The sequence below is a fragment of the Bradyrhizobium sp. CB2312 genome (genome assembly GCF_029714425.1).
In the GTDB taxonomy this organism is placed as follows: Bacteria; Pseudomonadota; Alphaproteobacteria; order Rhizobiales; family Xanthobacteraceae; genus Bradyrhizobium.
On the sequence record NZ_CP121668.1, the window covers coordinates 8,132,444 to 8,154,362 of the forward strand.

The 21,919-nt window shown below is 58.0% G+C and carries 13 protein-coding genes and 2 pseudogenes; 11 read left to right on the forward strand and 4 right to left on the reverse strand.

Going from position 1 to position 21,919, the window contains the following annotated elements; all coding sequences use genetic code 11:
• Positions 1–32: 32 nt before the first annotated feature.
• Positions 33–515, reverse strand: coding sequence for a MarR family transcriptional regulator (locus tag QA642_RS39275; RefSeq protein ID WP_283081666.1), 483 nt, complete (start codon positions 513–515; stop codon positions 33–35).
• A 413-nt stretch (positions 516–928) separates the two neighbouring features.
• Between QA642_RS39275 and QA642_RS39280 the strand changes: the two genes are divergently transcribed.
• A complete protein-coding gene (locus QA642_RS39280; protein WP_283081667.1) occupies positions 929–2,461 on the forward strand; it encodes a porin in 1,533 nt (510 codons plus the stop codon).
• 906 nt (positions 2,462–3,367) lie between these two features.
• Here the strand turns inward: QA642_RS39280 and QA642_RS39285 are convergent.
• Positions 3,368–4,324, reverse strand: coding sequence for a 3-hydroxyacyl-CoA dehydrogenase NAD-binding domain-containing protein (locus QA642_RS39285; protein ID WP_283081668.1), 957 nt, complete (start codon positions 4,322–4,324; stop codon positions 3,368–3,370).
• A 774-nt stretch (positions 4,325–5,098) separates the two neighbouring features.
• Positions 5,099–5,614, reverse strand: a complete 516-nt coding sequence (locus QA642_RS39290; RefSeq protein ID WP_283081669.1) for a thioesterase family protein — start codon at positions 5,612–5,614, stop codon at positions 5,099–5,101.
• Positions 5,615–6,459: 845 nt separating this feature from the next.
• On the opposite strand from QA642_RS39290, the gene QA642_RS39295 reads away from it, so the two are divergent.
• The 3 genes from QA642_RS39295 to QA642_RS39305 all read left to right on the forward strand — a co-directional run bounded on the left by QA642_RS39295 (position 6,460) and on the right by QA642_RS39305 (position 9,812).
• Positions 6,460–6,834 carry a hypothetical protein gene (locus QA642_RS39295; RefSeq protein ID WP_283081670.1) on the forward strand — a complete coding sequence of 125 codons (375 nt, stop codon included), beginning with the start codon at positions 6,460–6,462 and terminating at the stop codon, positions 6,832–6,834.
• 594 nt (positions 6,835–7,428) lie between these two features.
• Positions 7,429–8,322 carry a 3-keto-5-aminohexanoate cleavage protein gene (locus tag QA642_RS39300; RefSeq protein WP_283081671.1) on the forward strand — a complete coding sequence of 298 codons (894 nt, stop codon included), beginning with the start codon at positions 7,429–7,431 and terminating at the stop codon, positions 8,320–8,322.
• Between the two features lie 14 nt (positions 8,323–8,336).
• Positions 8,337–9,812 carry a 3-hydroxyacyl-CoA dehydrogenase NAD-binding domain-containing protein gene (locus QA642_RS39305; protein WP_283081672.1) on the forward strand — a complete coding sequence of 492 codons (1,476 nt, stop codon included), beginning with the start codon at positions 8,337–8,339 and terminating at the stop codon, positions 9,810–9,812.
• A 148-nt stretch (positions 9,813–9,960) separates the two neighbouring features.
• Here QA642_RS39305 and QA642_RS39310 read toward each other — a convergent pair.
• Positions 9,961–10,856: pseudogene (locus QA642_RS39310) on the reverse strand (IS630 family transposase).
• Positions 10,857–11,695: 839 nt separating this feature from the next.
• Between QA642_RS39310 and QA642_RS39315 the strand changes: the two are divergent.
• The 7 genes and pseudogenes from QA642_RS39315 (at position 11,696) to QA642_RS39345 (ending at position 21,356) form a co-directional block, all read left to right on the forward strand.
• Positions 11,696–13,228, forward strand: coding sequence for a porin (locus tag QA642_RS39315; RefSeq protein WP_283081673.1), 1,533 nt, complete (start codon positions 11,696–11,698; stop codon positions 13,226–13,228).
• Positions 13,229–14,277: 1,049 nt separating this feature from the next.
• Positions 14,278–15,396 carry an ABC transporter ATP-binding protein gene (locus QA642_RS39320; protein WP_283081674.1) on the forward strand — a complete coding sequence of 373 codons (1,119 nt, stop codon included), beginning with the start codon at positions 14,278–14,280 and terminating at the stop codon, positions 15,394–15,396.
• 60 nt (positions 15,397–15,456) lie between these two features.
• Entirely contained in the window at positions 15,457–16,506 is a 1,050-nt protein-coding gene (locus QA642_RS39325; RefSeq protein WP_283081675.1) for an ABC transporter substrate-binding protein, read from the forward strand.
• Between the two features lie 55 nt (positions 16,507–16,561).
• Positions 16,562–17,818, forward strand: coding sequence for an ABC transporter permease (locus QA642_RS39330; RefSeq protein ID WP_283081676.1), 1,257 nt, complete (start codon positions 16,562–16,564; stop codon positions 17,816–17,818).
• Positions 17,819–17,821: 3 nt separating this feature from the next.
• On the forward strand, positions 17,822–18,652 hold the full coding sequence (locus QA642_RS39335) for an ABC transporter permease (protein WP_283081677.1): 831 nt from the start codon (positions 17,822–17,824) through the stop codon (positions 18,650–18,652).
• Between the two features lie 132 nt (positions 18,653–18,784).
• Positions 18,785–19,379 (forward strand): annotated as a pseudogene (locus QA642_RS39340) (IS481 family transposase); the annotation flags it as partial.
• Positions 19,380–20,198: 819 nt separating this feature from the next.
• Positions 20,199–21,356: a Xaa-Pro peptidase family protein gene (locus tag QA642_RS39345; RefSeq protein WP_283081678.1), complete on the forward strand. Its 1,158-nt coding sequence runs from the start codon at positions 20,199–20,201 to the stop codon at positions 21,354–21,356.
• Positions 21,357–21,919 lie beyond the last annotated feature (563 nt).

Here is a 21,919-nt window from a genome sequence, read left to right on the forward strand (position 1 = left end):
GCAAGTTCGGGCAGTCGTTGTGGATGCGGCAGCTACAATATGCCTATGGTCAGTTTTTGCGATGCCAATCGGCTATTCTTGGCAATCGAGGTGAGCCGTTTGTTCAGGTACCGCAGTGACTCCTCATCAAGCTCGGCAAACATGGTCGAGTTGAGCACCTGCCTCTTGATTGACAGATTGGCGATTTCAGACCGCGCCTTTTGGGTCAGCGATATCTCCAGAAATCGGGCGTCATCCGGCGATGTCACACGGACGAGGAATTCCATTTTTTCGAGCTTCTTCGTTTGGGTGGTAACGAAGGCAGTATGGATGCGCAGCTTATTCGCAACCGCTGTTCCCGAAACGCCGCGACCTTTATCGAGCTCATCGATCGCCATTAGGATCAACCACTGCGATTCGGAGATCCCGAGTATCTGCGCCCAACCCTTATGTATTTCTGCGAGATGGGCGTTGATCTCGACAATGTTCCAGATGAAATCCCGCACCGCTCTCTCAGGATATTCATTCACTGCCATGTTTGGTCTTTCGTTTCGCTGGCGATAGAGGCGGGTAGTCAGGTATCCCCGTTCGACATAGAGCCTAGGGGTAATTTTGCAATCAATATATTAATTAATGTATTCAATTTATTGGAATAATTAGTATTGGCTGGAAATCGACGATTTGCTGGCAAATTGCCCCTTGTTTCACCAGTTGAGGTCGAACTCATAAAGTTTGGCTTACGACGGTGCGCTCGTTGCCGAATCAGCACACCTTCCCAGCAAATATTGATATAGAAAATTAATTAATTGCAGTAATTGATATCTAAAATTACTGTGGTGTGGACAGCGAGGGGGGCCTCGAGGTCGATCGGTCGAGACGCACCCAATGGAGTGCGGCTGCAGCGGCGGATCTGGAAGGAATGACGTTTTTCCAACTTGGAGGTTCATCGATGAAATTGACGAAGAGTCTTGTCCTCACTTCGGCGGCGATGTTCGTCGGCGCCGGGGCGCAGGCGGCCGATCTGCCCGTGAAGGCCAAGGCCGTGGAGTACGTGAAGATCTGCTCGTTGTATGGCGCCGGCTTCTACTTCGTCCCGGGTACCGAAACTTGCGTCAAACTTGGTGGTTATGTGCGAGTCGAGCTGGGCGTGCGGACAAATTCCTACGCCTACCCTGCCGACAGTGGTTTGGGGGGCGCGCAAAATCGTCTTAGCAACTACTACACGGCCTTTTCTCGTGAAGCCCTGAATATCGATACCCGGACCGCAACGGAATATGGTGTGCTCCGTACCTACTTCCAAGGAGTATTCAGTTGGTATTCGGGCGGATACAACGGAGCGGGGACGGGCCTCACGGGTGGGGCAACAGCGTATAATGGAGCCCCGTCCGGAACGAACGGTAGCGGCTCGATAGCCGGTGGTAAGCTTGGCGTCTATGACGCCTTCATCCAATTCGCTGGTTTCACTATTGGTAGGGCACAGTCGCAGTTCAATGCGCCCTGGTCCGAGTATCCGGCGAACTGGTACGAAGCGGTGGGCGCGGCCGGCTGGGAGCGCGTGAACCAGCTCACCTATACAGCCGATTTCGGCCAAGGCATCACGGCCTCCTTCTCGGCTCAGGATCAAGTGAACAATTATCAGGGGGGCATCTGGAACGTGAGCGCTGCCTCGCCCGCAGGTATCGCCTTTGGTCAGTACGGCGCCAACAACACCGGCGGTTCACGCGCTCCTGATCTTGTCGCCATGCTACGCGTTGATCAGGCCTGGGGCCTTTTCCAGGCATCGGTCGCTGCTCACGACAACCATGCTGGCTACTATGGGGCATCAGAGGTCACTGGCTATCCGAGCGACAAGTGGGGCTGGGCTGGTCAGTTGGCGTTATCGATTAAGAATATCCCGACTGGCCCGGGTGACACGATCAACATGTCAGGAGTGTATACGAACGGTGCAAGCCGCTACAACTTCGGAAGCTATTACTCCAACGTCTTCGCGATGTACGGCGGCACGAACTTGCCCGGTGCTTACCAGAGTGTCGGACTCGCCGGTGTTTCCGACTCCGTGTTCGTGGCTGGCTCCGGCCAGGAGTTGACCACGACCTACGGCTTCAACGGCGGCTACACCCACAACTGGGACCCGCACTGGGCTAGTACCCTCTACGGTTCGTGGGCCGCCGTTCGCTATAATAGCACGGCGAAGGGCTACATCTGCGGTGCGGTCGTGACGAACCTTGCGCTGTCGAGCGGGCTCGCTGGCTGTAACCCCAACTTCAACTATGGGGCTATCGGTACATACACCTCCTGGACTCCGGTCAAAGGCCTAACCTTCCTGGCCGAGATCAATTACACAATGCTGGACCAGAAGTACGCGAGCGGAAGCACCGTCGCGCTACCTCTGCAGGCTAATATCGCCAAGCCGGGCGCCGCGTATGAGTTGAAGAACCAAAACAGCCTCACAATGCTGCTCCACGCTCAACGCAATTGGTGAGTTTACGGCAACCGCCGGAATCAGAAAAGAAGCGGATATCTTTATCCAACTTTGACCTCCAAAAAAGGCTTCCGACACGCTCGCTGGAGGCCTTTTAGATTCAGATCCGATTCACCGCTTGGCCGCTTCTCTGATATTCATATAGACCAGAACGAGTTTCGATTACGTCAGGACAAAGGTCGTGCTCTTGCTGGCGATCAAGTTCATTGAGAATACTGTGACGGTATACAGCAACATCGTCAATCGGCGGTCGCAAGAGCGATGGCGCTGTGCACGAGGCACTACGTCAGGTGGGCGCTTGCGATAGCCGGTCAGAGGTGCCTACGGTCCTGATCAAGAGAGCGGGTTGGTGAAGACAAACTGGAGTGTGACACGGCACAATCTGGTGAACTCGGAGCAAGCGTCGACCAAGGCCCGTCCAATCGCAAAAACTGACCGGCTTCTCCGCCTACTCGAATTTAGCATCTAGCTCCCACAAAGCGGGCCGGCATGGAAATGGACCTCGCGGAAGAATGCGGTTGGGATCATCAGGGAATAGACGCGAGCGTCCCCATGCTGGTCGACGCAAATTCTAACGGTGTTGTGAAATGGCCGCCTCGGAGCTCGAGCCGGTCGATCTGCCTCCAGAGCTGCCCACTCGCGCGTCAGCAAGTTGCTATCACGCGAGAGGCAGGTCGGGATCCATTAGCAGGCTGTCCCCGCCACTAGACTGGAGCCGAACCCACGACAGACGATCAGGGCAAAATCCGCCAGCGGCGCAGCCAAACTACGCCCATTGAGAAAATCCCGTTCGCCACCCAACGGTGCCGTCACCCAGCTGTCGCAGCCTTGCGACCTAGCCTTTGAACCGCGCACGTGTAGTCTGTTTCCATTGTACGAACTACAGCGCGGTCAACTCGCATACGGCTATTTGTCAGGTTGCAAGCGCAGGGCCTGCTCCCAGCGAAGGAACGTCTCGCCGGCGCCGTAACCTTCGGCGCGAAGTCCCTGCAGCACGGCCACGAGACACTCGTCACGCTTCTGCTGGAGCTGGGCGCTGGTAAGCTTCTCGCTGCGAGCGTCCGACTGCTCGGCGAGCTTGTCAATGAATGCATCGTTGTGCTCAGGCACGTTAGAGTAGTTCGTCCATTTCGACGTGAGATCGGGTCCCCATTTCTCCAACATCTGCCGCATCGCCGCCCCACTCCCGCCGATATTGAAGGGGCCCTTCACCGCCAGCCGCAGTCCGAACGAGTAACGGATCGCGTCGTCGATCTCTTCCAGAGTGGCTACATCGTCATGCGCCAGCCACAAGCCCTCGCGCCAGATCGCCTCCTGTAGCCGGTTCGCAATGAAGCCGTCGACTTCCTTGCGCACCACGAGCGGGCGCATGCCCACGGACCGATAGATTTCCGCCGCACGGTCCAACGCGTTAGGATCCGTGCTGCGCCCGCCGCACAGTTCAACCAGCGGCAACAGGTACACAGGGTTGAACGGATGTCCGACGAGCACACGCTCCGAGTGATCGACACCTTCTTGCAGTGACGACGGCATGAACCCCGACGTCGACGAGCAGATTAAGATCTCGGGTGCCGCAACTCGGCTGGCTGCGGCGAGCAATTGCTGCTTGAGCTCCAGCCGTTCTGGGGCGGACTCCTGCACGAACTCTACATCGCAAACCGCCTCTGCGATCGTATCCACAACCTTCAGCGTTCCCTCGGCCGGCAGTGGGATTCCCAGGCGCCAATATGCCCGCCGCGCGTCGTCAATGACCTTCCGTACAGCCTCGGCCGCACCGCGAGCTGGGTCGTACAGCAGAACGTTCACGCCGCTCAGAACAAACCGTCCGGCCCAACCACCGCCGATGATTCCGCCGCCCAGCAAGCCAACCGCTCGTGGAAGTTTGCCAGACGGGGACTTTGATATATTGGACATGAACTTTGAGTCCTTAAGGCTCGCTTCAACAAATCCGTCCACGAAGGTGGCGCTCGCAATTGCCGCATGGTGACACGCCGCCCCATCTTTTGCGGTTGAAAAAAAGGGTTTTCGGTCGCAATTGCTGCACTTTCCTTCTAAAGGTGCAGCAATCAAGCCCCCTAACACGAAGTGCGGCGGCCCGTCGCGAACGGGCGCCAACAACGAACTTAGGCGCGTAGGAGCCGGCGCCATGGCATTCAAGAGGACATTCGTTCGCTAGTCCGCCAGCTGGATTTTTTGCCTTTAGGGGATCGGGCGGCTCTGCTGATCCCGGCCACCGTCATGTGCACATCCAAGGGCTTTCCTGCCGGATAAATCTCGGCAGTATCTACAGCCGTGCCATATACGAGTTAGCAATTGTGCCGACGATCAGACTTCGCTGATACGACTCCCGGCCCGTCAGAACGACCAAAAACGTTTTGAACGCGGGGAAATCAAGCCATGGCGAAGCGGGCCGCACGATGCACATAACGCGCTCGACGAAGATTGTCATGTCCTGTCGAACCGCCCTGGTCCGGCTGAAGATGAGTGGACCGGAGACACGGTCCACTACGTCTCGCTCAGGGCGAGACGATCTCTGACGCTCAAGGCTTTCTCCTAAAAGATAGCCTTCTGATCACGTTTCATCTGATGTTACATCCTAGGAAGTACGCACAGTCTTAGTGCAGCGCCACCGGCGGCTCACCTTTTCCTTTGCATCGCGACAGCTCGGCCAATACCCTCCGGCCGTGGCACGGCCCTGTGAGTCGACGCAAGCGCTGCCAGGCGCTCTCGAATGTCCAGTGGAAAGGGTGCAACCTTGCGTGATGTCATGTCGATATTAAGCGACAAGTTTTCCGAGGTGGCGGAGATCCACCCTTCAGCTGCGTGACGCAATTCCTTGAAGGTGTGCAGCCGCTTGTCATCGGCCTCAAGCAGCCAGACCGAAATCTGCACGGGATCACCGAGATGGATCTCGCGCAAGTAGCGCACGTGGCATTCGGCCGTGAAGGTCGAGCAGTTGCGCTCCTCGATATAGGACCATCCGATCCCAAGCATTGTCCATAATTGGCCGGCGGCGCTATCGAACATCACATTGTAATAGGCCATGTTGAGATGGCCATTAAGATCGATCCATTGTGGCTCAATCTGCATGATCGACGAGCGAAACGGCCCTGGGGTGACCGCGGTGCTGTCGTTGGTAGTATCTTTTGTCATCTTCTGTTCTTGCCTGCCATCTTCATTTTCCACGATCGGCCGGAAACCACTTTCTGTCGACCAGACTATCCGAATAGACGCATCAGCCTTAGCGGAAGGCGTTCGCGAGCGCATCAGGGTCAATGGCCGCGAAAAAATTCGGTCGTGCGGAAAAAAAAGCCTCCATGCGATGTTCTCACAAGTACGGCTGACCGCGTTTTGTGCAACACGCGCTTAGAGAGAGCGTGCAGGATTATATGTTCAGCTTCGGAATGAAACGCTTCGAAAGAGGGTGCCCAAACGCCGAATTTAGGCGCGGGCACATCGGTAGCTGCATCAATCGATACTGGCTGCACCTTATAGCTCAGCAAGCGATCACTGCGGCCCACACCAAGGCAAGGCCACATGATTGCCCTGCGCTCTGCCAATGGGCGCCTGTCACCTGGGAACGAAGGTGGTTCAGCGATCATGGCGAATTGCGACGATGCAAGTGGCGGACCGATCCAACTGTTGAACCGAGCGCCGTCGCCAGGCGCCAATGACGCTCAAAGTTCAGGTCTGAATCTCGAAGTGCACATCCGAGCGTTCAACTTCGCGGTAGGGAGGTGGCCGCGGGCAGATCCCTGGACAGATTACAAGCCGAGGCTGCCCGCATTGTCCGGGACGGGTGGTTTGGCGGGCTCCTGGTGCAGCTCGTCTACCTGCAAAATGTGATTGCCAACGCGCCGAGCTACGGGAGGATCGCGCGCGGCCAAATCGGTTGCGGACACTGCTCCGATGTGGGCGCCCGCGCCTGAACGGCCTGGAGCTCAACAGCTCGTTCGCTTGTTTCAGCCGGCGAGTCTGCAGCACGGGAAAGTTGATTTGTGCGTGATCTCGGGTCTCGGGCCATCGTCGTTGTCGGCTGGGCCGAGTTCCCTGAGCGGCGGCTGAGCACATTCCGCGCGGAGCGGCGCGCTGCCACCGTCAACGACAAGTTCCTTGAACCCAAGCCGGCGATGGGTGCGAGATATTGCGTGGAACATCTGCCGCCGTGCCTTAAGCTAGAGGTGACCTGGCGTTGGTACGAAGCGGAAGATACCCGCTTCTGGGGCGCAAAGAAAAATGGGCCATTTCATAAGAATCGAAAGTACGAGGTGATACGGCGCCGCGAGCACCTGCAGTTGGTGGATCACGGTTTGGCCTCGTTGCTGGAGATCGACTATGCGACACTCTCGGCATGGCAGCCAGGGACACCCTGAGGCTTGATGGTCTCGGTGGTGGCTCTTCGCCTTCGCTTAGTGTCTCGATGGCGCGAGCCGGTTGAAGTCCAAAAATTACAAAAGGTGCGGGTGATTGAGGAAATTCTGCGAAGTACAAGGTGTCGTCCGCGCTGGCGCCGCAATCGCCCGTATCGCTCGCGCTGTGCGGCCCTGCTCTTTGATGGCCACGTCAGCCCGAAGGGGCGGACGGGATGATTCGCTGATCCGGGAACAAACCAGCCGCATATTGGCTTCCGCAATGGGGTGATGCTTAACCCGCGCGTGGAGCGCGGCATTTCAAAGCAGTCGATCGAGATACTGCCGGATGCGGTTTCCGCTATTGCATCGGTGAGTCAATCCATAATGGCTGCTGCGGGCCTGTGAGCGCAGATGTCGAGACCAATCTCTTCCGAACATCAGATGACCTTCGGCGCCCAAGGCTGGGGACATAAACTTCCTATTCGACGATTAGGCGCAGCATTTCTGCTCGCGTGCTGTCTATAACAACTAAAAGCGCATCCCGTAGCCCAGTATTAATTATCGCCAGTTGTCCCGCTTAGGACAGGCCAATCTTTTCAGAAGGAGAAGGTCAAGATGATCTCCGAGGTGTTCATCACCTGTGCGGTCACGGGGGGGGGCAAGGCGCCGAGTAGTCCGCATGTGCCGGTGACCCCGGAGCAGATAGCAGACTCGGCTATTGAGGCCGCGCGAGCGGGAGCTGCAGTGGTGCACATTCATGTGCGTAATCCCGAAACCGGGCGCGGCTCGCGTGATCCGGCGCTCTATCGGGCGGTGGTGCAACGCATTCGGAAGTCCGATGTGCATCCTGTGATTAACCTGACCACAGGGGTGGGCGGCGACCTGACGCTGGGTGAGCCGGACTCTCCTTTGCCGCCGAACCCGGCGGGGACGGACATGGCGGGCGCGATTGAGCGGATGGTGCATGTGGAAGAGCTGCGCCCTGAGATTTGCACACTGGATTGCGGCACGATGAACTGGGGTGCCCGCAGCCAATACATTATGGTGAACACCGCCGGGACTCTGCGCGCGATGGCCGCGCGTCTAAAGGAGATCGGTGTGCGTCCAGAGCTCGAGGTGTTCGATACCGGTCAGTTGGTGCTGGTACACGACCTCATCGAGGAGGGGCTGATCGACGAGCAGGCGTTGATTCAGCTATGCATGGGAATTCGCTACGGTGCGCCGGACGATCCGACCACGCTGATGGCGCTGGTGCACAAGCTTCCGCCGCGGGCCGTCTACTCGGCCTTCTCGATCGGACCGATGCAGCTTCCGTATGCGGCATTGGCCCCGTTGGTCGGCGCGAACGTGCGCGTGGGGTTGGAGGACAATTTGTATCTCTCCCGCGGGCGGCTAGCGACCAACGCCGAGCTCGTGCAGCGGGCGGTAGAGATCGTCGAGAGGATGGGCGTGCGGGTGATGTCCCCCGATGATGTGCGCCAGAAGCTTGCATTGAAGATTCAGGGCTGAGAGGTCAAAAGTTCATGTCTGAACAGCCGGTGCGCACGGTAGGGCTGCTGGGGGGCGGGGTAATTGGCGGCGGCTGGGCGGCGCGGTTTGTCCTCAACGGAGTGGACGTACAGCTGTATGACCCGGCGCCTGGGGCGATCGAGCGTGTTCAGGAAATGCTGGCTAGCGCGCGCCGCGCATACCGGCGGCTGACACAATTTCCGCTGCCGCGCGAGGGCTCGCTGACGGTGGTGGAGTCCGTCGCAGGCGCGGTGCGCGGTGTGGAGCTCGTGCAGGAGTCCGCGCCGGAGCGCCTCGAACTCAAGCAGCAACTGCTTGCGGATGCCAGCCGGGCGGCGGCTCCCGAGACGCTGATCTGCTCCTCAACTTCGGGCTTGCGGCCGTCCTTGCTGGCGGTCGCGGTGAAGCACCCCGAGCGCCTGCTCGTCGCGCACCCATTCACCCCGGTATACCTGCTGCCGCTCGTTGAGCTGTGCGCTGCACAGAGCACAAAGCCTGAGGCGCTCGGGCGAGCGGCGGAGATCTACCGGGCGGTCGGGATGCACCCGCTTGTGGTGCGCAAAGAGATAGACGGGTTCATTGGGAACCGGTTGCAGGAGGCCATGTGGCGAGAAGCGCTATGGCTGGTGCACGACAATCTCGCCACCGTGCAGGATGTCGATGACGCGATCCGCTACTCCTTCGGGGTGCGCAGGGCGATCATCGGGCCCTTCCGAGTCGGCGGGGACGGGGCCGGCATGCGCCAGTTCATGGCGAAATGGGGGCCTGTGACGCTGAAACAGCCGTGGACGAAGCTCACTGAAGTCCCCGAACTCACCGAGGCTTTCCTCGACAAACTCGCCGAGCAGACCGATGAGCGCGGAGACGCGCGGGCCGAGAACTTGAGCAGCTCCGAGCTCGAACGGAAGCGCGACGACTGCCTCGTGGCTGTGCTGCAGGGTCTGCGCGCTCAGGGTTATGGCGCGGGCGAGACAGTCGCGCGCTGGGAAAAGGGGCTGCGTGATCGCGCTCCCAAGCTCGTTGACGGCTGCCGCCCGTTGCTGATGACGCGCCAGATTCCGTCTGACTGGATCGATTACAACGGCCACCTCACTGAGAGCCGCTACCTCCAGCTCTGCGGCATCGCTACTGACAACCTGCTCAGTTGCGTCGGTATTGACAGCGAATACCGCTCAAAGTTCGGCAGTTACTTCACGCTCGAGACGCACTTGTCGCATCTTGGGGAGTTGCACGCCGGCGACCACGTTGAGGTACTCACGCATGTCCTGGGAGCTGACGATAAGCGCCTCCATGTCTTCCACGTGCTTAGGCGTGAGTGCGACGAGAAGCCGGCGGCAACAGGCGAGCAGATGCTCATTCATGTCAAGACTGGCAGCGGACGCAGTGGACCTGCGCAGGGAAGTGTCAGTGAGCGCATACTTGAGCTTGCGCATAGGCACGCGGAGCTGCCGCGCCCGGAACGCGCCGGTGCGAGCATCCGGCTGCGCTGAGCCGCAACCTGACCAATGGCACGCGGCGATCGCCGCGAGCTTCCAGAGTGGGGCAGGAAACTTCCGCGCGCCGTCGGCTGTGCGAGCTGCTAAAGCGTGATGGCATTAGTTAGGTCCGATAGCCTGAATTTTTGAGGTAGTTGGCACATTACTCGGACGTGAAGGCGTCGAGTGCGTGGACGACCGCGTCGACGGTCCGCGCGGCAGCTTTGCGGAGCAGGTGCTTGAGCTTGGCAAAGACGTGTTCGATCGGGTTCAGGTCAGGCGAGTATTTGGGCAGGAAGAATAGTTTGGCGCCGACCGCAGGGATGAGTTGGCGAAGCGCTTTGCCTCTGTGGCTGCCGAGGTTATCCAAAATGACGATATCTCCGGGTCGCAGGACGGGCAGGGAGGACCTTCTCGATTAGGTACGAAAGCTTACGCCATCGATCGGCCCCTCGATGATCATGGAGCATCGATCCGATTATGGCGTAGGGCCGCCACGAAGGTCATGGTCTTCCAGCGGCCGTGGGGAACCTTGGGGTGAAGCCTGCGTCCGCGCGGCGCCCATCCCCGCAAGGACGACATATCGGTTCTGGTCCAGGTCTCGTCGATGAAGACCAGTCGCTCAGCTTCGACGCGACCTTGATAATTTATCTACTGGGCTCGTCGCGCGACCTCGGGTCGTTCACGTTCGCCAGCCGCCACGCTTTTTGAAGCTGAGCTTCTCGGCATGAACGAAGTCCCACAGCGAGTGGTAGTGGACCTTCAGGCGACCGGCAAGCTCGGCAACGAGCCCCCGTATGGTGAAATCGCCGTCCTTGATCCGTCGCGACAGCCGAGCCGCGTGGTCCCCGACACCGCCTTCGGTTTATGACCGCCCATCTGACCTGGCTCAACGCTGCCGGTCTCCTCGACCCGCTGCATCCATCCAATGGCTGTGCTGATCGTCACCCCAAACTGCTTGGCTGCCTGATTGCGGGACATCCCGTCCTCAATCGCGGCCACGACACGCTTGCGGAGATCCAGAGAAGGAGATTCAGAGAATAAGGCTTGCCCATCCATGCTGGCCTCCAATCCAGCCAGCATGGTGAATCAGAAACAAGCTGATTCGGGAATCCCAAATCGATTCAACCTAACCCCATGACGCTTTAGTCACTGCACCTCCATCGTATGAACGCACGGCTTATGAAAGTGAACACCTTTTGGAAAATTCACGAACGCCGACAACCTAATCAACCCCGTTGCTCCCCGCGGAAATGCCGGTTGAATTAAGGGGAGATGCGAGCCTGAGCCTTGCCGCTGCGCTAACAATTGAAGCGCCTCAGATCGTATTCCTAGTGCGGAACGAACATGATGAAAGCGAGTCGCATCAATTCAGACAATAGAATCAGTTTCGATCAATGCCGAACTCAAAGACGCAGCCGACGTTCTTGGCAAATCGGGCGGCGATGTGCGGAGACCCCTGACAGTGCGGTGCATCGTAGGCCTATCTACGCTTTTCCCAACGAGCAACGACCAGAGGCGGCTTCTAAAATAAATTGACATATACAATTATATTATGCTAGTAGCCACCTCAGATCGCTCAGGTTCTTCTGACGATCATAGTTAAATCTCCAAGGAGAGCCGCCGGGATGCCCCCCGGGGGCTCTTTTTTGTAGGGAAACTCGAAAACAAGACGATGGCGACGGCTTTAACCCCAAGGGTATGTTGCTCAAGGGTGACACCGAACATCGTAATGACGATGTAACAAATTAATTAATTGCATAAATCAATGGCGCTAAATAAGTGTCGCTCGACGGCGAGGGGCGCCTCGAAGTCGTTCCGTCGAGCACCTGCCCACCGAGGAGAGTTGGCCGCGGCGGATCTCTGAACGGCGAGTTTTCCAGCTTGGAGATTCATTTATGAAACGAACGATGAAAAGTCTTATCCTCGGCTCCGCGGCAATGTTGGCGGGTACCGGGGCGCAGGCAGCCGATCTTCCGGTGAAGGCCAAAGCGGTCGAGTACGTGAAGATCTGCTCGCTCTATGGTGCCGGTTTCTACTACATTCCAGGCACCGACACCTGTATCAAGCTCGGTGGTTACTTGCGCGCTGAAGTCGCGCTGGGCACCAATAGTCATTATAATTGGACCAGCAGCGGCGTCGGTGCCGCGCATAACCGCCTGAGCAACTATTACACCGCGCGCTCGCGGGAAGATTTCAACATCGATACGCGTACCGCGACCGAGTACGGCGTGGTTCGTACTTTCTTCGATGGCGTGTTCTCGTGGACGACGGGTGGTTATGCTGGGAGCGGTACTGGCCTCACTGGCGGTGCGACGGCTTACGACGCGGCTCCGTCTGGCACGAACGGCAGCGGTTCGATCGCCGGCGGTTCGCTGGGCGTCTACTACGCCTTTATCCAGTTCGCTGGCTTCACACTGGGTAAGGCCGTTTCACAGTTCAGCGCTCCTTGGACCAACTATCCGGCCAACAACTTCGATGGTCTCTGGGGCGGCGGGGGCACGGTCACTGGCGTGAACCAGTTCACCTACACCGCCGATTTTGGTCAGGGCGTAACAGCCGCGATTTCGGCCCAGGATCAGGTCCAGTACTATCAAGCCGGCCTTGTCAACGTGTCGGGCATTACATCGTCGGGCATCGTCGGTGGCGCCTATGGCTTGAACGACATCGGTGGTTCACGGTCTCCTGACCTCGTAGGTATGGTTCGCGTCGACCAGGCTTGGGGTCTCTTCCAGGCATCGGTAGCGGCGCACGACAATCATGCTGGTTATTACGGAGCGGACGAGACCACTGGTCATCCCGGCGACAAATGGGGTTGGGCGCTTCAATTGGCCTTGTCCATCAAGAACATCCCGACTGGTGCGGGTGACACCATCAACATCCAAGGTGTCTATACGGATGGCGCGACCCGCTACAATGCTCAGGACTTGGCTCCCATCGCGTTCTCGATGTTTGGCGGCACCGGTTTGGCTGGCGCATATCAAAGCGTCGGCTTTGCCAGTGCACCTGATGCCGTCTTTGTCGCTGGCTCTGGACTGCAGACAATCAAGACATACGGCTTCAACGGTGGTTACACCCACAACTGGGATCCGAACTGGAATACGGGCATCTATGGCATGTGGGCTGCGGTCCGCTACACCGATGCGGCGAAGGGCTTCATTTGCGGTAGCACCGCCATGGGTGCTCTTCTCGTAACCGGTTCGACGTGTAACCCGGACTTCAACGTCATGTCGGCCGGTGTCATCACGCGCTGGACCCCCGTCAAAAACCTAACCTTCTCGGCGGATCTCAACTGGAGCCGCCTGGACCAGAAATACTTTGGTGCGGTCGTTTACGCGGGCAGCGCTGCCACTGCCAAGCCGGCAGCTGTCTACGAGCTGAAGGACCAGAACAGCCTCACGCTGCTTCTCCGTGCTCAGCGCAACTGGTGAGTTTTCTGTCCAACCAGCAAAAGGGAGAACACGAAGCGGCTCTATTCAGTGAAGTTTGACCTCCAAGGAGGCCTCCGGCATGCCCGCCGGGGGCCTCTGGTGGGGAGAAAATCTCAACGTCGCGTGAAACCTGCGCACCTGCTTAGCGATTGGGCCCGACTGATTTGAAAACCGCCCTCGGCCACCGAGTCTCAAAGCTTGGTCTGATTAGCGCGAGTGGGATGTACGCTAGATCTCGTTCTGGTCAGGACCCCAGAGGGCAAGGCGCTCAATCATTTTTTGAATGTTGCATGTGAGCAGGTCAGCGACCGCCAATGCGGTTCGGCTAATCCGACCAAGAGTTCGCGCTCACATCATTCTGGCCCATATGTGAATGCCTCGTGCGGTTCAGGGCGATGGGATGGGGCACCACGTCCGACGTTAATCCAGCCCTCATAGGCGCTACGGATGAGCCCGCAGCGCATGTCGGATCGCTCCAGCGAGATGGACTTCCCGCATCATACCTCGCATCTCGACGGTCGCCTCAGCTCGCCTTTTTTAAGATCTCCTCGAAAGCATAAATCGATGCGGTTCGTCAGAAGAGATGCCCTCGTCCGCGTAACATGGCTCTGGCATAGTGAGCAGCGCGCCTCGGCCGCATGACACCGAAGGTACAGATCACTCCCTCGCTCTCGTCTCATTGATGTTGGCGGAGGGAGAAAAAGGGCACATACAGAGCGCGGATGCCGGTGCGGCTTGCCGCAAGGATTACAGCACTTGATCAGGAAGTGCCCTCGTTCAGCCGCGGTCCGAGCGCTTTACTCTCCGGGTTAATCAATCCAAGTCCGTGATCACGGTGACATAAGGTGTTCGCACTTGGGGGATGCCGTGCAGAATTTCAGACGTCGGAGGGGGCATATTAACGGAAATCAGCGCTATGGGCTCGGCAGAATGCTTTGTGAAAAGCAAAGGCATCGGCGCAGGAACCTGCATCCGTCAGGACGAACATCATGGCTGGTCCTCGACGGGAGAGTAGGGGGAACGCCAGAAGGCACCGGAAGGGAAGGCCAATGCCATGCACGAACAATGCGTTTGTGAAGTTTTCCGGGGTCCAGAAGACTTATGACGGCGAAACGCTGGTCGTTAAGAATCTCAACTTGGAAATCGCCCGGGGTGAATTTCTGACGATGCTGGGGCCCTCCGGCTCCGGCAAGACCACGACGCTTACGATGCTCGCCGGCTTTGAAGCTCCCACCCACGGCTCGATTCACTTGGCGGGTCGGCCAATCGATAAAATGCCGCCTCACAAGCGCGATATCGGCATGGTGTTTCAGAATTACGCGTTGTTTCCGCACTTGACCGTAAAGGACAACCTTGCCTTCCCGCTTAAGGTCCGCAAGCTGGGTAGAGCTGAGATCGAGGCTAGGATCAAGCGAGCGCTCGACATGGTTCAGCTCGGCGCCTACAGCGCGCGCCGACCCGGCCAGCTTTCGGGTGGCCAGCAGCAGCGCGTCGCGCTCGCCCGCGCGCTCGTCTTCGAGCCCAAGCTCGTTCTGATGGACGAGCCGCTCGGAGCGCTGGACAAGCAGCTGCGTGAGCAGATGCAGCTCGAGATCAAGCACATTCACGAGGATCTCGGCGTCACGATAGTTTATGTGACGCACGACCAAGGCGAAGCGTTGACCATGTCGGACCGAATAGCGGTATTCAACGATGGGGTCGTCCAGCAGCTTGCTGCGCCCGACGAGCTATATGAGCGGCCGACGAACGCTTTCGTGGCGCAATTCATCGGTGAGAACAACCGCCTCTACGGGAACGTTCTGGGAATCAACGGCACGACATGCAACGTGGAGATTTCCGGTGCCGGCACTGTGAAGGCGCTGGCGATCAATGTTGAGGCCGTCGGCCGACCGACCGTGCTATCGCTGCGGCCCGAGCGCGTGAGGCTTAATCCTACGCCAGGATCGCTGCCGAACATCTTCGATGCCCGGGTGAAGGAGCTGATTTACCTCGGGGACCATGTGCGCACTCGCCTCTCGGTCTGCGGGCACGATGATTTCGTGGTCAAGCTGCCGAATTCCGAAGGTATTGCACAGCTCGATGCCGGAGCGGCGATTACCGTAGGCTGGAAAACCGAGGATTGCCGTGCGCTCGAGTTATTGAAGGGCACGACAGCTGCTGTGCGGTAACGCTGGCCGGATGTTTCTTTGATGCCGTATCACGTTTTTGAGCCATAGAGGAGACATTGGATGATGAACAAACTCGTGAAAGTCGCCAGCCTGGGGACAATGGCTTTGCTGGCGCTAGAACCTGCTTTAGCGGCCGATCAGTTCACGGTCGTCTCGTGGGGGGGAGCCTTTCAGGTGGCACAACGCAAAGCGTTCTTCGAGCCTTTCACGAAGGAGACCGGGATCAAGATTACCGAAGACGAGTACAACGGCGAGATCGCAAAGGTCCGCGCTATGGTCGAGTCCAAGAGCGTCAGCTGGGATGTGATCAACGAATACTCCCTGTGGACGATTGAATTGTGCAACCAAGGCCTTGTCGAAAAGATCGACTGGAACAAATTGGGCCTCGACCGGTCGAAATTCCTCGGAGCCGACATGTATGAGTGCGGGGTGCCAGCTGAAGTCCTTGCGACCGGTATCGCTTATGACAAGGATAAGCTGCCGGATGGCCCAACGACCGTCGCTGACCTGTTTGACTTGCAGAAATTTCCAGGCAAGCGCGGACTCTACAAGGGTTTCGAGGGCAATCTCGAATTGGCCCTTATGGCCGAGGGGGTAGCCATCAAGGATCTCTACAAGGTTCTCCGTACGCCCGAAGGCGTCGACCGCGCCATCAAGAAGCTTGACACGATCAAGAAAGACACCATCTGGTGGACGTCTGGTGCCCAGCCGCCGCAGCTTCTAGCCGATGGTCAGGTCGTTATGACAACGGCTTACAACGGCCGCATAGACGATGCCAACAAGAATTCCGGCAAACACTTTGAGATGATGTGGGATGGCGCCGGCTTAACTGTGAACGTCTGGGCCATTCCAAAGGGAACGCCGCGGAGAGAGGAGGCATACAAGTTCATCGCCTTCGCAGCGGCGCCCCGTGCTCAGGCTGACCTTACCCGCTATATCACCTACTCGTCCCTCAACCAAGACGCGATGGCTCTGGTCGATCCAGCAATCATGCCCCACCTTGCGACTGCGCCTGATCATCTACCCAATTTGGTCATGGTCGATCCGGCCTTTCGGGCTGAAAAAGGCGCCGAACTGCGCCAGCGCTTCAACAACTGGCTCGCGAAGTAACACGACCACAAAGAACGAGGACGCGTGGAGCTCAACGCGTCCCGCGGCCTTATGGATGAGTTCGATGGCAATGATCGCGGCCCCAATCAATGGCCCGTACGAAATTCCGCTGCGGATCACGCTGAAGCGCCTCGAACGTCGGCGCAAGCTGCAGGCCTTCTTGCTTGTCCTACCGCTGCTGCTCTTCATGGCAATCACTTTCGTCCTGCCAATCGGCCGGATGATTTTCAACGCCGTTCATGACGACACGTTGCTGATTCGAATGCCAAGAACTGTGGCAGCGCTCAGAGAATGGGACGGCAAAGACCTGCCAGACGAAGCCGTCTATGCGGCGCTTGCCGAAGATCTCAAAAGGTCCCGGGAACGGATGACCGCTTCCGAGATCGGTACGCGAATCAACTACGAATTGCCTGGCGCAATCAGTCAGCTAACCTTGAGCGCCGCAAAGGCGAGCACTCTCACATCCGGTCCCTACAAGGCAGCGCTGATCGAGATTAGTCCGCTGTGGGAACGGCACGAGGTCTGGACTCTGCTGAAACGCGAAATCTCCGGCTACACTGCCTATTACCTGCTTCGTTCGATCGATTACCAGTACGGCCCCGACGGCCACATCGTTGCCTCACCTCCTGATACCGCAGTCTTCCGGGATGTGTTCGTGCGCACAATCGGCATCAGTATCAGCGTCACGGCGGCGGCTCTCCTTCTCGGCTTTCCAGTAGCTTATCTCCTCGCAACATTGCCGCTCAGGACTAGCAATCTGCTGATGATCATGGTCCTCCTGCCGCTTTGGACCTCGGTGCTCGTGCGTACAACCGCGTGGGTCATTCTCTTGCAACAGCACGGCGTGGTCAATGAAGTGCTCATGGCGCTTCATTTCATATCGAAGCCTGCCGAGCTTATTTTCAATCGAGTTGGCACTGTCATCGCCATGACCCACATTCAGCTCCCCTTCACACTCCTGCCGATCTATAGCGTGATGAGGACCATTCCGCCTAGCCACGTCCGCGCCGCGCGCTCGCTTGGCGCCGGCCCGTTCTATGCGTTTTGGAAAATTTATTTCCCGCAAACACTGCCGGGCATCGCCGCAGGCTGCCTCCTGAGCTTCATCATGTGTTTAGGCTATTACATCACGCCGGCACTCGTCGGGGGAGCGTCCGACCAGATGATCAGCTATTTCGTCGCGCTGTACACCAACGAAGAGCTAAACTGGGGAATGGCCTCGGCCTTGGGTGCTATTCTGCTAACAGCGACACTGCTGCTCTACTATGTCTTCAATAAGTTAATCGGCATCGACCGGATCAAGATGGGGTAGAACATGCGTGCTTCCGCCTATGTCTCTCCGATCGAAAAGGGCTGGTGCTACCTGCACCGGCTGATCTGTGGAGCAGTGCTTCTATTTCTGATCGCACCGATCCTTGCCATTGTGCCGCTCTCCTTCAACTCCGTGCCCTTCTTCACCTATCCGATGCCGTCGCTGTCACTGCGTTGGTATCAGGAGTTCTTTTTCACGAATCGATGGCAGGGCGCGCTACTCAACTCGATTTTCATTGCGATATCCGTGACGCTGCTATCTTCCGTGCTTGGCACACTGGCTGCGCTGGGCCTCAGCCGAAACAACTTTCCTTGGCGCACAGCGATCACGGGCCTCTTGATCGCCCCCATGGTCGTGCCGGTCGTCATCACGGCAGTCGGAGTGTACTTCTTCTTCGCCAATGTGGGGCTGCTGAACACGTATATCGGCCTGGTTCTCGCTCATACAACGTTGGCTACTCCCTTCGTCGTCATTACCGTGACCGCAACCATGAAGGGTTTCGACCATTCGATCGTTCGGGCTGCATCGAGCTTGGGCGCGCCGCCGATCACAGCATTTTTCAAAATCACTCTACCGCTGATCATGCCTGGATTCATTTCTGGCGCGCTCTTCGCCTTCCTCACCTCGTTCGACGAGGTAGTAGTCGCGCTTTTCATCGCAGGCCCCGAGCAGCGTACGCTGCCGAGGGTCATGTTCTCCGGCATGCGAGAGGAAATCAGTCCAACCATCATCGCCGCCGCCACTGTGTTGATCCTGTTCTCCATCGGCATGTTGACCGCTGTCGAGCTACTCCGCAGGCGATCGGAGCGCCTGCGCGGCATCCGTAACACCTGACGACTCATGCCGCGTGTTGAGAACACTCTCCCGGCTTCTGGCAAAATTTCAAGCTTTGTCCAACACGTCGCTAGATGTTTGATCCCAGATTTTGATGGAGGCATCCTTGTCTACCGAATCAAAGGATGCGCTATGGGCCAGGTTCTTCATGGGAGCGCCACGACGACAGAGGCGATCCGTCCAGCGATACAGTATAGTCGAGTGAGTCTGAGGACCCTGGCTAAACGCTATGGGATCAACTAGAACACCGTCGCCAAATGGAAGAAGCGGACTTCGCTTGCCGACCTCCCAACCGGCCCCAGGCAGGCAAATCGACGGTGCTGTCCGTGGAAGAAGAGGCGGTTATCGTAGCCTTCCGGCGCTACATGCTATTGCCGCTCGATGATTGCCTCTATGCGCTGCAGCCAACGATCCCGCATCTGACACGCTCATCATTGCATCGCTGCCTGCAGCGCCATGGGATCGGCCGACTGCCGGACGTTGAAGGCGACCGACCAGCAAAGAAGAAGCAAGAGCTATCCGATCGGCTTCTTCCACATCGACATTGCCGAGGTGCGAACCGAACAGGGCAAGCTCCACATGTTTGTGGCGATCGACCGCATTCGCCTATGTCGAACTACACGAAAGGGCTACCACGGCTGTATCGAGGGACTTCCTGCCGCGCCTGATCGCAGCCGCTCCCTATCAGATCCATACGGTGTTCACTGAAGACGACATTCAGTTTACGACCCCCGAGCGCCGGCGGCTCGGCCGTGCCGTTGATCAAAGAGGCCATCGCAAACGGCGAATTCTTCTGGGCCCACGCATTCGAGCACGCCTGCGCCAGAAACAAGGGACTTCCGTCACCGCTTTGCGTTGGACGCTAGCTGCCGAGCTCCTGTCTCAGGAAAGCTCTCGGCTGCAGCACGAACTACATGGCTTCCTGGCCGGGGTCCAAGCGGCTCGAGCTCGACGCCAATATTGCTTCTTCTTCCGAGGCTAGCATGCCCTGCGGAGTGAGGACGAATGCTCGTAGAGATGTACAAGGCCGATGCGTTCTTCTTCCGAAACGTCCGGGCCTCGCGCTGTTTTGTTAGGGCCGAAGCAACACACCAGGTGACTTATAGTAGGCGGCCTGAACTGATCGAATTTCCGTCAGCTCGCGGGGCGGTAGGTTGCCCCGACCGACAACCGCTGTACGATCCCATGAAGGTTCGTATGGCCTGCGCGTAGCTATTCGATACAGGAAGCCTCGAGGCCCCCGTCAAAACGAACTCGTGCAATAGCTTTCTATCATGCCGGCATTACGATCGCCTGGATACTACGCGTCGCTCGCTCACCTCCACCCGCGGTGAGGCGACGAGTCGTTCAAAGCGCGTTAGGGGCGTTTTCGAATGTCGCGTCCCAGTGCAGAATTTCGTCCGTGCTGGCGCAGCTTTTGGAGAAAGTCGGCTTTCGGCCGCGCTATGCTTTGCTTAGGTCCTTGATGCCTACCGATCTCTCAGAACTCGTCGCGGGGGGTCTGGGTAGAGTAAACAATTGGGACAGGTAGAGGTAATTTCCAGTCATGACATTCTCAGCGATTCCTCTAACCGGTATCCCATTCCCAAGATCAGAGTATGAGCGCCGCCAAAAGAAAGTGCTCGAGAACGTGGCGCGCACTAAACTTGACGCGCTATTGGTCACCGGCCATTCTCACCTGCAATATTTGACCGGATACGACCCCTCTACTGGCGCCTACTTCGCGCCGTTTCCCCTAATTCTTGTGCCTGGACGAGCGCCAATCTTTGTTGTTCGGGCCTATGATGAGGCTGCGGTGCGTGCAAACAGCTGCATCGACGAGATCGTTACCTATATTCATCGGCCGGACTTTGCCAAACAAACTGCCAACGTTCTACGACAGTATGGACTACAGGCAAAGAAGATAGGCCTTGAGCTTGACGCCTGGGGGCTCGCGCCAGCAGACGTGAGCGCCCTTCAAGCACAACTCCCAGAGATGAAGGTCACAGACGCGACCGATGTGGTCCGTTTGGCTAAGGCCGTAAAAGGCCAGTTGGAACTTGAGGTCATGCGCAGCGCCATGACTCTGACTGATCTGGCCATAAAGACATTTCAGGGGTCTCTTCGGGAAGGCATCACTGAAACGGAAATGGCTGACACGCTCAGTGAGACTCTCAACAAGGCTGGCGGCAGACTCGTGATGCCGGTTCTCGCTTTCGGCGAACGGGCCAAGCTACCACACCCATCCCCGGCGCAGCATCCAATCAGAAACAATCAACCCGCACTGATCGAATGTGGCGGCGCAAAGAGCGGCTATTCCGTCGGCGTGTGCCGAGGCGCCGTACTTGGTCGGCATCCCGAGACCGAAGCTCTGCATGCCCTGGCGGAAGAGGCCCTCGAGGCTGCAATCGCCGCTATCAGACCGGGTGTCACTGCAGGTTCGGTGGACGCCGCTGCCCGAACGGTTGTCGAGCGAGCCGGAAGTCCGCAGGCTCTGCGCCATCGGACCGGATACTCAACCTGCCCCCATTGGTCAGGTCACCGCGGTAACGTGAGCTTGGAGCCGGGGGCGACGCACCTCCTCGAGGCCGGGATGACCTTCCACATGCCAATCCATCTTTTCGGAGACAGCGGCTACATATTCGGGTGTAGCGAGCACGTCGTAGTGACGGAGAACGGGGCGGAGATACTCAGCCGTACGCCCCGCACACTTTATCGCGCATGATCCGCAAGGGTATGGCGTGCGTAGGTTTTCCGGCTTCTCCGGTTCAAGAAAACCACCACGCCCTGTCGGTGCATCTGGATTTAACTCGCGGGTGGCGACGATCGCCCTAGCGGCTTAGACCGAAGGCGCGGAGCTTGTTTCGAGCATGCCAGAAGTAGGAGTTTAAACTCGGTGTTGGCGGTGCGACCGGTACAACCAAGGACTAGACCACCGTGTTTTAAGTACGATCGCAACTTGGCGAAGGTCAAAAACGACCGCCATCCCCGCGCAGCGGCAACACCAGATGCCGACTGGCACGATTCGATTGAGTAATGGATGATCTGCCGGCCATGCGATCGTCTAATCTGAGCGTCGCCGTCCAATCGGAGTTGCCGGGCTTTCCGTTCGAGACGTTTTCGGAGCGCCCAGACGCCGTCGCAACTTCGGATGATATCTCCGCCGGCGGCCTCGGCCTTCGTCGCGAATGGATCTGCATCTAAAAAGCAGGAGGCGTCCTTCTTTCGCAGAATTTCCTTGATCCTCGACAAGTTTTCAGCGCTTTTATACGTGAGGAGGCCCTTACG